The organism is Vibrio sp. 1727 (assembly GCF_033344415.1).
Lineage (GTDB): Bacteria > Pseudomonadota > Gammaproteobacteria > Enterobacterales > Vibrionaceae > Vibrio > Vibrio alginolyticus.
The window spans coordinates 160,164-172,293 of record NZ_JAWPOT010000002.1 but is presented as its reverse complement, the minus strand read 5'-3'; the positions used below and the strand labels follow the sequence as shown (position 1 = coordinate 172,293).

Below are 12,130 nucleotides of genomic sequence, written 5' to 3'. Positions count from 1 at the left end.
AAGAAACTTAAGTCGCGCCTTTGGCACGACTTTCCAACGATTCAAAAACAGTACTCACCGCATATAGCGTGGTGAAGAACAATTGGCTTGGGATGTGTTATGAATTCTGTCCAGATAAAAAATGTCATTTTTGATGTAGGTAATGTATTGGTACGCTGGTCTCCAGTAGAAATCGTTCGCTTAACATTTGGTGGTTCCGTAGAGTCAGAGAAAATGGCTCAGATGCTATTTTCATCACAAATCTGGAAAGATTTAAATAAAGGGACGATCTCCGAAAGGGAAGCAAAACAGCGTTATCAACGTGAACACCAAGTAACGACGGAAGAAATGGGCCGCTTCTTTTATTATGTAAAACACACTCAAATATTACTTTACGGCAGTATAGAGCTGTTAAAACGAGTAAAAAGAGCCGGATATGGCGTATATGCGCTCACAGACAACATCAACGAAATTGTGGAACACCTTCGTACTACTTATGAGTTTTGGCCACTGTTTGATGGAGCAATCATCTCTTCTGAAGTTCAATTACTAAAACCACAAGCGGAGATCTACCAAACTCTACTTTCAAAGTATCAGCTTAACCCCGAAGAGACAGTATTTCTTGATGACATGCCTTACAATGTTGAAGGTGCCCGAGCAGTTGGCATGGCTGCTATTCAGTTTGAAAATGCTCAGCAATGTGAGCTCGAACTAAAAGCCATGGGGGTTAACTTCTAGAAAGCTTTTAATAAAAACATAACGTTAGGGTGCATAAACAAAAAAGAGCAGTGTTGAGACTGCTCTTATCTAATGTTTTAGAACGCTAGGTTAGGAGTAAATCACGTTTTCCTCAATCCCACTAACTAATGACTGGGCGTTCTTCCAACGGAATACTTTTTCTAACACCTCTTTGCCATCAGGTGCGCGCCAAGTTCGCTCTTGATCCTCTTGTCCACAAATGTGGCGATAGAATTCAATCGCAGAAATGTTTTGCGACACAACTTCTAAATAAAGACCTGTGTCTTTAAAGTACTGCTGTTGCCATTCTGCGACAGCAAGTAATAGCTGCTTACCAATACCACGACCACGGTAACTGTCATCAACATGCAATGCGTCAATAAAGGTTCCACGCTCGAAATCATGGTTGCCGAACACACAAACAAAGCCAAGTAGCAAACCTCCCTCCTCCGCCAAGACAATGTGCTGATTGAATGGTGGGTTGGTCAAACGGGTTTGCCAAATCAGTAGTTTGTCGTCAATCGCTTCTTTCTCAAGATAGTTATCACTAAGAATGCCACGGTAATGACGCTTCCAGCTATCCGCATGAAGATGCGCAATGCGCTCGTAGTCCTTATATTCCGCTAATCGTAAATCCATTACGTATTCCTATTTTCTTACATTTTTGCTTCTTTATAGAGTCTCGGTATATTCCACCTTTATAACACTTGTTTCTTGGCAGATTTTATACACCTTAAGCCAGAGCTCATTTTTTAATACTACTCATTATTCAATTAAAAGCAAAATATCCCATCAAGTTCCTTAATCTACACCCAAAGGAATAGTCACATTTGTCTAACTTTAATTTGACTTACATGTGTACGCTGATATTCTGGCGAACAGTTGTTAGCTCAAAGTTAGGGATACACCTGTGACTCAAAACAAACCACCTGTTATCTGGTTGAATACATTGATATTTTCTGCCAGTTTTGTTCTGACTTTTATTGTAATGCCTTGGTATGCATATCATTTTGGACTGGGTTGGGAACATCTAATTTGGGGAGTGATTGCATTTAGTTTTACTAACCTTTCTATTACAGCAGGCTATCATCGTCTCTGGAGCCACAAAACGTACGAAGCTCATCCTATTTTGCGCGCCATTTTTGCGATTGGAGGAGCATTTTCTTTGCAAAATAGTGCATTACATTGGTCTTCTGATCATCGTGTGCATCACAAACATGTCGACAATAACGATAAAGATCCGTACTCAGCCAAGCGGGGTTTTTGGTATTCTCACATTGGGTGGATGTTACGTGATTACAATAAATCAAAGGAAAACGAATATACAAACTGCCGTGACCTAAAGCGCGACAAAATCGTCATGTGGCAGCATAAGTATTATGTTCCACTTGCCCTACTGACTAATATTGGTTTCCCAGTCATGCTCGGACTGATCTACGGTGATATCTGGGGGATGTTATTGGTCGTTGGTGCGGCTCGACTCTTTATGAGTCACCATACGACTTTTTTCATTAACTCCCTCGCACATATTTGGGGTAAGCAAACTTTCACAGACAAAAACACTGCTCGCGATAATGGTGTACTCGCCTTTTTCACATTTGGAGAGGGTTACCATAATTTCCATCATATTTTCGAGAATGACTATCGCAATGGCGTGTATTGGTGGCATTACGACCCAACGAAGTGGTTGATAAAGTCATGTTCTTGGCTAGGACTCACATCTAAGTTGCGCACAACGCCTACATTTAGAATTGAAAAGGCCCGTGCGAGTCAACTTTTGAAGAAAGCAAGAGAAAAGCTAGAATCGAAACCGAACACGCAAACAATCCTCGATCAGCTACAGCACGAGTTTGATACTCTAGTTCATCACATGCAGGAATACTACGAGATGCGCAAAGAAGTACTCGGTGCCAAAACTGCCAGTGTGGTAAAGAAATACGAATGTTCTGTAACGAAAATGAAGTACCAGCAAATTAAAGCAGAGTTCGAACGGCAGCAACGTAGTTGGAACCTTATGGTTCGTCGATACGCATAGTTTATCCTCATTCTTACGATTACTTAGCTTCGCTTCGGCGAAGCTTTTTTGTTGTGAAGAGTGTTTTCCAATAATTGCTTACTGAGTAAAGTCTTTTTCCTATTGTGAATCAATTCACTCTTTATTCATTCACTTTCCTAGTCATATTTTCCTTCCTATAAATAGCTTCAAACCAGCACATAACACTTAGAAAACCAAATTCCAACAATACAATCTAACGAAATTATTTATTAAATTATTATTTGTCTCAGATCATGCAAGCCCCATATTTGTCTCGTGCCACAGCTAAGAATTCTGTAAATTCCTTGTCATAAACTGAAACAGTTTCTTTCTTTTTTACATAACATTCGGAGATCCCTATGTTAGAGCTCTTAATTGGCTTAGTGGTTACCATTGCGGTGGGTTACTTTATTGTCAAAGGCTATAAAGCTGCGGGCGTGTTACTGACAGCTGGTATTGCTTTACTTCTTATGACTGGCGTTTTGGGGCACGACGTGCTGCCGTCAAAAATCACCTCAACTGGTAACATGGTGACAGATGCGCTTGAATACGTGAAATACATGCTTCAATACCGCGGTGGCGGTCTTGGTATGCAAATCATGCTGCTTTGTGGTTTTGCGTCATACATGACTCATATCGGCGCGAACAACGTGGTAGTGAAACAGTTCTCTAAACCGCTTTCTGTCATCAAGTCTCCTTACGTCCTTTTGGTAGCGGCTTACATTGTGGCGTGTTTGATGTCTCTTGCGGTAAGTTCTGCAACAGGCCTTGGCGTACTATTAATGGCGACACTATTCCCAATGATGGTCGCGATGGGCATTTCTCGTCCAGCAGCCGTTGCAGTGTGTGCCTCTCCAGCGGCAATCATCCTTTCTCCTACTTCTGGTGATGTTGTTATCGCAGCAGAAAAGTCTGGTTTAGCGCTTGATGTGTTTGCGGTACAAACTGTGTTGCCTGTTTCTATTTGCGCAATCATCGTCATGGCAGCGGCAGCGTTCTTCTGGAACAAATACTTAGATAAGAAAGAAAATACACCAATGGAAAAAATTGATGTATCAGAGATCAAAGCTGACGCACCAGCGTTTTATGCAGCTCTTCCATTTCTACCTATCATCGGCGTTTTCCTATTCAACGGTCGTACCATTCCAGGACTTAGTCTAGACATCTACACTATTGTGGTTGGTTCGATTTTCCTTGGAGCTCTGATCCATTATGTTGTAAATAAGTTCGATGGTAAGAAATCACTAGAAGATTTAGATTCTTGTTACGCAGGCATGGCTGACGCGTTCAAAGGCGTTGTGATGCTTTTGGTTGCCGCAGGGGTTTTTGCACAAGGTCTGATGTCTATCGGAGCTATCGATAACCTACTTCATCTCGCAGATAATGCTGGTGCAGGCGGCGTTGCTTTAATGCTTATTCTAACTGCATTGACAGTTGCAGCAGCAATTGCAACGGGTTCGGGTAACGCGCCTTTTTATGCGTTCGTGGAGTTAGCACCATCTTTGGCTGCGAAAATGGGATTAAACCCTGCTTTCCTAATTATCCCGATGCTTCAAGCATCAAACCTAGGCCGTACTATCTCACCAGTATCTGGCGTAATCGTTGCGACATCAGGTATGGCAAACATCAGCCCGTTTGAGGTTGTAAAACGCACATCCGTTCCAGTTCTAGCAGGCCTTATCACGGTGATTATTGGTACTATGGTGCTTGTTCCAATGAGTGCCTAACGGTATTGCCACGATCAAACTAAAAGCAATATCCGAACAAAATTACGTTTAATTAAAAACGCCAGCAAATGTGCTGGCGTTTTTTTTATTCTAATGTGTTGATTTACGCTGACTTAAATCGGTCAGGAATCTTAGTGATGCTCTCTCTGTAGCTAAACCATAAGTAGGTAACGGCAAGCGAAAAGAATAAATATGAAAGTGCGAATACGATTGGAGACGTGATTAATTCCGCGGACATTCCCCACATCACACCGACTACGGTTATCGTCAACTTAGAAAGCATACCGCAAATGAGTAGGAATAAAGCAAGCTGTGGAAAGCGCGAGCTGCGAAATGCGAAGAAATAACAGCTACCTACCGCTAAAGAAGCAATAGATAAGCCCAACATAAATGAATGGATGTGGTCTGCTGATGCGATACCAGCGGATACCGAAGCCATGAGTAATAGGAACAGTTTCATAAGTCACCTCACAACAAATCTAAAAAGCATCCCTTCATAAATGAAAACTCATTTTTCACTATATTCTGCGCCTAAAATCAGCAATTACAAGTTACTTTTTTGCTCACTTAATGAACACAAAAGCTAATCAGCTTCAATTATTACAAAAGGTTAACAATTAAAAATTAAGAAACCCTTTGCATCTGATACTTACGACAGTCAGATGATAAATTCGCCATTTTTGTTACAGATGGTTAACATGGAAACATTTTGAAATTTTTTATTTGAAATGTGAACTGTGCACTCAACAGCGTAAAACCTCTCTGTCTTGACTCATCATTCGTTATTAGCGAACAAAAAATATCACTTTTTTACAACGTTCTTACTACATACAAAACCATGAATTCACATCCACTTTTAATGTTGCAAATTATTTTATCAGTAACCGTAAAAAGAGATTCCAATCACATATTTATTGGTTATAATCCGCGCTCATTGCGTTAAACGTTGAAAAACGCAAACTAATTTTGAGAAAAAACATCTTTAAACCAACCTTCTTTGCGGCATTGCCAATAAGAGGAAAAACTGAGAATAAAAATGAGCAAGATTGATAAAGCTATGCGCATCCTGTTAGCAGGGTTCTGTATCAACCTTTGTCTTGGCATCCTGTATGCTTGGAGTGTATTCAACAAGGCACTGGTAACTGAATCAGGCTGGAGTGCTGCAGAAGCTTCTGCACCTTACGCAACTGCAACCATCACTTTCTCTATCTGTCTTCTTATTGCAGGTATTCTTCAAGACCGCATGGGCCCTCGAATGATCCTTATCCTAGGTACTGTTCTTACAGGTCTGGGCATGATCGCGTCTGGCTTTGTTGACACTCCACTCATGCTGAACATTACATTCGGCGTGATCACAGGTGCAGGTATCGGTTTTGGTTACGCATGCCTATCACCTTCTGCGATGAAGTGGTTCCACGCTTCGAAGAAAGGTATGGTTAACGGCATTATTGCGGCAGGTTTTGGTCTAGCGGCTATTTACCTTGCGCCAGTAACTTCTGCGCTAATAGACAGCATGGGCATTCAAACTAGCTTTATGGTTCTTGGTGTTGGTATCCTAGCGATTGCGGTTCCTCTTGCAGCAACCATCAACAACCCACCAGCAGACTACACACCTGCGGAGCCTAAAGTAAAAGAAGGCCAAGCACCTAAAGCGGTGAAAAAGTCAGATGACTTAACTTGGAAAGCAATGTTGAAAACGCCACAGTTCTACTCTCTATGGATCATGTACGCGTTTGCAGCTTCTGTTGGTCTAATGATCATTGGTAACATCACGACAATCGCAAGCGTTCAAGCAAACTTGCCAAACGCGGTTTACCTAGCGTCTATTCTTGCTGTATTTAACTCTGGCGGTCGTGTTGCCGCGGGTATGCTTGCAGATAAAATCGGCGGTGTTCGTACGCTTCTACTTGCGTTCGTTCTACAAGGCGTAAACATGGTGCTGTTCGCGACGTTCGACTCTGAGTTTACACTGATCATCGGTACAGCAATCGCAGCGGTAGGTTACGGCACACTTCTAGCGGTATTCCCTACTCTAACGGCTGAGTTCTACGGTCTGAAAAACTACGGCACTAACTACGGCGTGCTTTACACAGCATGGGGTATTGGTGGTGCAATCGGCGCAGCGGTTGTTGGTTTCTCGATGACAAATGGCGACGGCTACACCTTGGCTTACACAATTTCTTCAGCAATGATGGCAGTATGTATCGTACTAGCGTTCATCACTAAGCCATTGTCTGAAGCGAAAGTAGCACAGCTAAAAAACGCATAATTGCGAATTGATTTGATAGCAAAAAGGCTTAACCTATGGGTTAAGCCTTTTTTGTTATCGGTCGTTTATGGAAAGCCCTATCGAACTTGCACCAGACTACTATCTAGAGAACTTCTTCAAGCTGACTCATCACGCAGTAACTTGGTACAGCGATTTACTGACCAAGGAAGAACACGCATGGCTTTGCTCGTTTGATTCTTTGAGCAAACACGCCCAGTGCCTTTTGGTGCGTTTATACAGCCGAAAGGGGTGTTGGTTTCGAAGCGATAAGCTGAGTTATCAAGAAATACCTTCTATCAATGAAGCACTGGTAGAATTGAGTCAGCATGAGTTTGTAGCCCTTTCCCCCCCTCTTTCTCATCAAGAGTTAGCGGCCAATTTACTGACCAAACCAGAAATCTCTGCGCTTTATCCCGAACTGCCGAAATCACTCAAGAAAGACGCCCTTGTCGAACGTTTGAGTAATGCGGAATTTGATCGTATAGAGAAGCTTGAGTTTACGATCGTCAAACTCAATTCAGCTCATATGATCGACGTGTTGCTCACTCTGTTTTTTGCCAACACCCATCAAGACTTAAGTCAGTTTGTGCTTGATGACTTAGGTTTGCATCAGTTCGAGCAATATCAATTGAGTAAAGTGCGCCGTTTCTTTGATTCACGTGAGCAAATAGACCGTTTAATTGAACTGAGCCAGTTGGCCAACCTGTACTGGCAATTTGACCGAAAAGACAAAGCCAATCTCGACTTATTAATTGAGGCAATGCCTCAGCCCGTTAAACACCGTTACGTAGATCGTAAACGCGAGCACATGTTGAATGACATAGCACGTGATTACGAACGGCTTAATGATCTAGAGACCGCCCTGTCTCTATTTGGCCAAACTCAACTCACACCGAGCCGAGAACGACGCGCACGTATCTATGACAAATTAAACCATGATGATTTATTTGGTGACATTGTCACAGATATGCTTAACTCACCGATCGATGTGTCTGAGCTCGAAGTTGCACAAAAACTTGAGCAACGGTTAAAACGAAAACAAGGCGAGAAAGTGCCAAGAGTGACGAAGCCAACCTGTACGGAATACCGCCTTGAACTGGATTTATCTCAACAGAGAGTCGAACTCGCCAGCAAAGCGTATTTTGAGTCCTTAGGCTGGACTGTATTTTACGCCGAAAATGCACTGCTTAATGCATTACTTGGTCTCACTTTTTGGGATGCGATTTTCGCTCCCATCGAAGGCGCATTCATCAATGCCTATCAACATCGTCCTCTGGATTTGTACCATTCTGATTTTGTTACCAAACGCCAAGCTTTGATAGATGCGACGTTTGATATGTTGGAAACGGGCAATACTTATACGTTGTTAACTAGATACGATGAGAAGTTTGGTATCAGCAATCCATTTGTGCATTGGAGCTTAATAAGTAAAGAGCTACTCGAAATGGCACTCGATACAATCCCAACTAACATGTTGATGGCGCTATTTAAAATACAATTGAGTGACCTAAAGCTTTACCGCAATGGGATGCCTGATCTGATTGCTTTTAAAGGAAACGAGTTCGAATGGATTGAAGTAAAAGGGCCAGGCGATAAACTCCAGGATAACCAATGGCGTTGGATCAAAGAGTTTACTCGCCTTAATGTCCCGTTTGCGGTGTGTTACGTCGCAGCAACTTAACTTACTCTATATAAAGAGCTTGGTGTTTGTTCACTCAAACCGCCCCTCGGTTATCGCCCCTTGCTCTTTTTTCTAAACATTTTTTCGTTTCTTCACGATCGCTTCACGCTTCTTCACACAAAATGCGCTTCTACTCACTAAGTTGATTTGAAGAGGCAAAATAAAATGAACAAAACACTTCTTGCGTTACTTGTTACCTGCTCAGTTTCGGTATCTGCGGCTCCTTATGTAGGTCTGGAATATGGACTAGGCACCACTGACCATGATTTGGAACCTCACTTTTCAACTGACAACGTAACACTCAACCCTGAGCTTGAAGACGGTATTTTCTCAGGCTTTGTCGGTTACGCATTTAATGACAACTGGGCATTGGAACTGGGTTACAGCCAGTTTGACCTTGATGACGGCCGTTCTAAGAACCTTGGTATCAAGACAATTGATGGCAAAGATTACCATCATGAAATGGATTGGGATTCCTCGATCACAGCCAAACAAGTCTCGCTAGCACCAGTGTTTAACTATACATTAAGTGATAAATGGACAACAAAATTCAAAGCGGGTTTAACTTACACGCAATACGACGCCAAGGTTGCTCAACATCAAGAATATGAGCTTGTCGTGAATGACGATGTGGAAATAAGCAACACGCTTTTCCATAGCTCAGAGAAAAACAACGAGTTAGGCGCAATGTTCTCTGTGGGCGCGGAATACCAAGTGTTGCCAAAGCTCACCATTGGCGCAAACGCAAAATACCAACTAGACAGCTACGCAAACACTGCATCCTTTAATGTAGGCACAACTTATTACTTCTAATATCAGGAGAGGATAATGAAAAGAGTATTGTTAACATCCATGCTTGCCCTACTTTCAAGCTCGGTTTTCGCCGCGTTTAATGGTCCAGAAGTCAGTGCAATCAATACGGTGAAAGAGGCGCGCAACGCAACCGACAACAGCGCTGTAGTGCTAACCGGGCATATTGTTCAATCATTTGGTAACGAGACTTACTTGTTCAAAGACAACACTGGTGAGATCGAAGTAGAGATCGACAACGAAGATTGGATGGGTCAAGAAGTGACACCAAAAGATACCGTAATGATTCGAGGAGAGGTTGATTCAGATTGGACAACTACGCAAATAGACGTTGAGACCATTCAAAAACGTTAAGAAGTTGACTAATACCTCAACACAAATAACACAGCCACATTTTAGTGGCTGTGTTACGCAATAATCATGGAAAACGCTCGTTTAGCTAGTCAAGCAAGGGCAATCTTGCGGTACGACTAATCGTATACTCTTAGGCTGAACATCAAATCTAATGGTTCTCGAATGATAAGGTTCTCCATCTAAATTAAGAGGCAATGGATTCGGAAAATCTATCTCCAACCAGCTTGCTTTAGTGTACTTCACAAACTCTCCTTTCTCACTCGGGTTATTGATCTCGTCGATTACTTTAGGCAGCTCATGAGGTAAAAATGGGCGCACCAATGTTAGATCCATCATCCCATCATTAATCATCGCTTTTGGAGCTAACTCTTGCCCACCTCCAGCAAGGCGCCCATTACAAAACGCACCGAGCAACATTTCTCCCTGATACGCGCCACCTTCAATCTTTATTGTTCCGTCATATGGTTTAAAGCCAAGTGCTTTTATAACACCAGTTAACGTGTAAGCTCCGCCGCCAAGAAAGTTTTTGAGTTCAACAGGCGTTTCTGCTGTAACTTCTGCACCAAACCCTGCTGTTGCCACGTTAATAAAGCAGCGATCGTTCGCTTTGACGCAATCGACCAAAGCGGACTGCCCCTCAACAGCAAGAGATAAAGACGCCTTAATGGAATTAGGTACTTGAATAGCGGCAGCAAAGTCATTGGCGGTACCAAGGGGAATAATGGCTAACTCAGGGCGTTTTTCTTTGTCAATTTGAATAATCGCAGAAGCCGCCTCATTGACGGTCCCATCGCCACCAGCGACAACAATACGTTCAATGCCTTCATCAACCGCTTCTTTAACTAGCCGCGGCATGTCTTGAGATTCCCACGTCACACGCACCGGTACGTCGATGCCTTTTTCTCTCATTTTCATGATTGCATCTCTTAACTCTGGATTCCCAGCTTTTTTTCCGTTAAGGATGGCACGTATTGTCTTTTTCATTGCACTTCCTATTGGTTGATGACTTTTCCTGCTTGCTTAATCTGTGAACGTAACCACTGATGGGCGCTGTCGTTTGTGCGACTAGGATGCCAGATTGTACAAAGCTCATACATTTGTTCATCAAATGGCATTGATAAAGATTTAACATGATAGGTGTTATTGAACAAGTTGATCATCGACTCTGGCATTAAACCAATGTATTCACTACCACAAATAATTGGGAGCATTTCTAGTACGCCTGAGGCTCGATACTTAATCTTTCTCTTATCCAAGTCGACAATGTCATCGGCGTTTAACAAGCTCTTACGACTCTGCCACTGCGAAACCACTACGTGTTCTTCTTCAAAAAATTGTTCAGCCGTAATCTCGTCATTCAGGCGTGGATGCGCTTCGCTACATACCACCACCAAACGCTCCGTAAGTACAGTTTCCAGTTTTAACACCGTTCTTGCTCTTGGTGTGATATCAATGATCAAATCGTATCGTTGTAACCGCAGATCACTTTCAAAATCTTCCGTAAAAAGCGGATGTACTTCTAATGCAACATTTGGCGCCGACACACGGATTTGTTTCATGACTTGAGGTAGCAACTCAAAGCTTGCAACGGACACACAGGCAATAGAAAACACTCTATTCGACACTTTAGGGTCAAACTCACTAGAGGCCGATAATGTCGAAGTGAAATTTTGTACTGAAGCTAGAAGAGCAGGATAAATATCCATCGCAAACGAGGTAGGCTCGACACCTTTAACGCAACGATGAAACAATGGATCATCGTAGATATCACGTAGCCTTGCTAGCGCTTTACTCACCGCAGGCTGGGTGATGTTTAAACGCGCCGCCGCCCGAGACAAGTTACGCTCTTCATAGATGGCAGTGAAAATGGGAATAAGATTAAGGTCGGTCGGTTTCATGCTATTAAATTTTTCAAAAGTCACTTTCTCTATTTTAATCTAACAGCATGATCCTTCACGTAGCGAAGTGCAATAAATGGGCGGTATCGCTTGTTTTAATGAGTTTTAACTCAATTTTGACGCACTTCATTCACTACATAAACTGGCACCGTAGTGCAACGTAAAGCTTGACTTAGGCTTTGCCTAGGTAAGGGGTAAGAAACTCGCTGACTTCCTCGCCGCATAAACCAGTTTCTACCTCTATACCTGCTTGTTTTAGAATCTCGATACCTCGACCACTGTTGCGCGGGTCGGGGTCCAATATGGCTACGACGACTTTGCTTATGCCGGATTTGACTAATGTCACCGCGCAAGCTGGCGTGCGACCAACAAACGAACACGGTTCCAGCGTAACGTATGCCGTCACCGATTCCAACGAGCCTTGATACGCATTCAGCGCTTCCACTTCCGCGTGATTGCCACCAATCGCTTGAGTATGACCTTCAGAAACGATTTGATTGTCTTTCACTAACACGCAGCCAACCGGCGGGTTGGGTTGACATTCAGGAAGCGCATTTTTGGACACTTCCAATGCGCGGCGCATAAACTCTTGGCTCATTTGAACTCTATTCTCTAATAAAAACGAGGCGCTATATTAGC

The 12,130-nt window shown here is 42.8% G+C and carries 12 protein-coding genes; 7 read left to right on the top strand and 5 right to left on the bottom strand.

The annotated features are described in order from the left end of the window. Nucleotides 1-99: 99 nt before the first annotated feature. A complete protein-coding gene (locus R8O10_RS03120; RefSeq protein ID WP_025767847.1) occupies nucleotides 100-717 on the top strand; it encodes an HAD family hydrolase in 618 nt (205 codons plus the stop codon). Between the two features lie 90 nt (nucleotides 718-807). Here R8O10_RS03120 and R8O10_RS03115 read toward each other — a convergent pair whose 3' ends face one another. Further along, a complete protein-coding gene (locus tag R8O10_RS03115; RefSeq protein ID WP_318191092.1) occupies nucleotides 808-1,356 on the bottom strand; it encodes a GNAT family N-acetyltransferase in 549 nt (182 codons plus the stop codon). Nucleotides 1,357-1,627: 271 nt separating this feature from the next. On the opposite strand from R8O10_RS03115, the gene R8O10_RS03110 reads away from it, so the two are divergent. Then, nucleotides 1,628-2,752 carry an acyl-CoA desaturase gene (locus R8O10_RS03110; protein WP_017821552.1) on the top strand — a complete coding sequence of 375 codons (1,125 nt, stop codon included), beginning with the start codon at nucleotides 1,628-1,630 and terminating at the stop codon, nucleotides 2,750-2,752. 359 nt (nucleotides 2,753-3,111) lie between these two features. Beyond that, entirely contained in the window at nucleotides 3,112-4,479 is a 1,368-nt protein-coding gene (gene dcuC, locus R8O10_RS03105) for an anaerobic C4-dicarboxylate transporter DcuC (RefSeq protein ID WP_005398199.1), read from the top strand. Nucleotides 4,480-4,582: 103 nt separating this feature from the next. On the opposite strand, the gene R8O10_RS03100 is transcribed toward dcuC, so the two are convergent. Continuing rightward, nucleotides 4,583-4,939: a hypothetical protein gene (locus R8O10_RS03100; protein WP_005376535.1), complete on the bottom strand. Its 357-nt coding sequence runs from the start codon at nucleotides 4,937-4,939 to the stop codon at nucleotides 4,583-4,585. 576 nt (nucleotides 4,940-5,515) lie between these two features. Here R8O10_RS03100 and R8O10_RS03095 point away from each other — a divergent pair. From R8O10_RS03095 to R8O10_RS03080, 4 genes are all read left to right on the top strand, one after another. Further along, nucleotides 5,516-6,748 carry an OFA family MFS transporter gene (locus R8O10_RS03095; protein WP_017635352.1) on the top strand — a complete coding sequence of 411 codons (1,233 nt, stop codon included), beginning with the start codon at nucleotides 5,516-5,518 and terminating at the stop codon, nucleotides 6,746-6,748. Between the two features lie 67 nt (nucleotides 6,749-6,815). Continuing rightward, a complete protein-coding gene (locus tag R8O10_RS03090; RefSeq protein ID WP_318191091.1) occupies nucleotides 6,816-8,429 on the top strand; it encodes a VRR-NUC domain-containing protein in 1,614 nt (537 codons plus the stop codon). Nucleotides 8,430-8,594: 165 nt separating this feature from the next. After that, the gene (locus R8O10_RS03085) at nucleotides 8,595-9,242 is read left to right on the top strand and encodes an AcfA family outer membrane beta-barrel protein (RefSeq protein ID WP_318191090.1); all 648 of its coding nucleotides are present in this window, start codon (nucleotides 8,595-8,597) and stop codon (nucleotides 9,240-9,242) included. Nucleotides 9,243-9,257: 15 nt separating this feature from the next. Then, nucleotides 9,258-9,593 (top strand): NirD/YgiW/YdeI family stress tolerance protein, encoded by a 336-nt coding sequence (locus R8O10_RS03080; RefSeq protein WP_318191089.1) that lies wholly within the window; start codon nucleotides 9,258-9,260, stop codon nucleotides 9,591-9,593. Between the two features lie 81 nt (nucleotides 9,594-9,674). Here R8O10_RS03080 and yegS read toward each other — a convergent pair whose 3' ends face one another. The 3 genes from yegS to R8O10_RS03065 all read right to left on the bottom strand — a co-directional run bounded on the left by yegS (nucleotide 9,675) and on the right by R8O10_RS03065 (nucleotide 12,089). Further along, nucleotides 9,675-10,577: a lipid kinase YegS gene (gene yegS / locus R8O10_RS03075; RefSeq protein WP_318191088.1), complete on the bottom strand. Its 903-nt coding sequence runs from the start codon at nucleotides 10,575-10,577 to the stop codon at nucleotides 9,675-9,677. Between the two features lie 8 nt (nucleotides 10,578-10,585). Continuing rightward, entirely contained in the window at nucleotides 10,586-11,491 is a 906-nt protein-coding gene (locus tag R8O10_RS03070; protein WP_005376541.1) for a LysR family transcriptional regulator, read from the bottom strand. Nucleotides 11,492-11,663: 172 nt separating this feature from the next. After that, nucleotides 11,664-12,089: a bifunctional diaminohydroxyphosphoribosylaminopyrimidine deaminase/5-amino-6-(5-phosphoribosylamino)uracil reductase RibD gene (locus R8O10_RS03065; RefSeq protein ID WP_005376542.1), complete on the bottom strand. Its 426-nt coding sequence runs from the start codon at nucleotides 12,087-12,089 to the stop codon at nucleotides 11,664-11,666. Between the last annotated feature and the right edge of the window lie 41 nt (nucleotides 12,090-12,130).

Bases quoted from the DNA above. Each gene is read 5' to 3' on its own strand.
- R8O10_RS03070 (WP_005376541.1), bottom strand. From the start codon at position 11,491: ATGAAACCGACCGACCTTAATCTTATTCCCATTTTCACTGCCATCTAT.
- R8O10_RS03120 (WP_025767847.1), top strand. From the start codon at position 100: ATGAATTCTGTCCAGATAAAAAATGTCATTTTTGATGTAGGTAATGTA.
- R8O10_RS03090 (WP_318191091.1), top strand. From the start codon at position 6,816: ATGGAAAGCCCTATCGAACTTGCACCAGACTACTATCTAGAGAACTTC.
- R8O10_RS03095 (WP_017635352.1), top strand. From the start codon at position 5,516: ATGAGCAAGATTGATAAAGCTATGCGCATCCTGTTAGCAGGGTTCTGT.
- R8O10_RS03085 (WP_318191090.1), top strand. From the start codon at position 8,595: ATGAACAAAACACTTCTTGCGTTACTTGTTACCTGCTCAGTTTCGGTA.
- yegS (WP_318191088.1), bottom strand. From the start codon at position 10,577: ATGAAAAAGACAATACGTGCCATCCTTAACGGAAAAAAAGCTGGGAAT.
- dcuC (WP_005398199.1), top strand. From the start codon at position 3,112: ATGTTAGAGCTCTTAATTGGCTTAGTGGTTACCATTGCGGTGGGTTAC.
- R8O10_RS03100 (WP_005376535.1), bottom strand. From the start codon at position 4,939: ATGAAACTGTTCCTATTACTCATGGCTTCGGTATCCGCTGGTATCGCA.
- R8O10_RS03115 (WP_318191092.1), bottom strand. From the start codon at position 1,356: ATGGATTTACGATTAGCGGAATATAAGGACTACGAGCGCATTGCGCAT.
- R8O10_RS03065 (WP_005376542.1), bottom strand. From the start codon at position 12,089: ATGAGCCAAGAGTTTATGCGCCGCGCATTGGAAGTGTCCAAAAATGCG.
- R8O10_RS03080 (WP_318191089.1), top strand. From the start codon at position 9,258: ATGAAAAGAGTATTGTTAACATCCATGCTTGCCCTACTTTCAAGCTCG.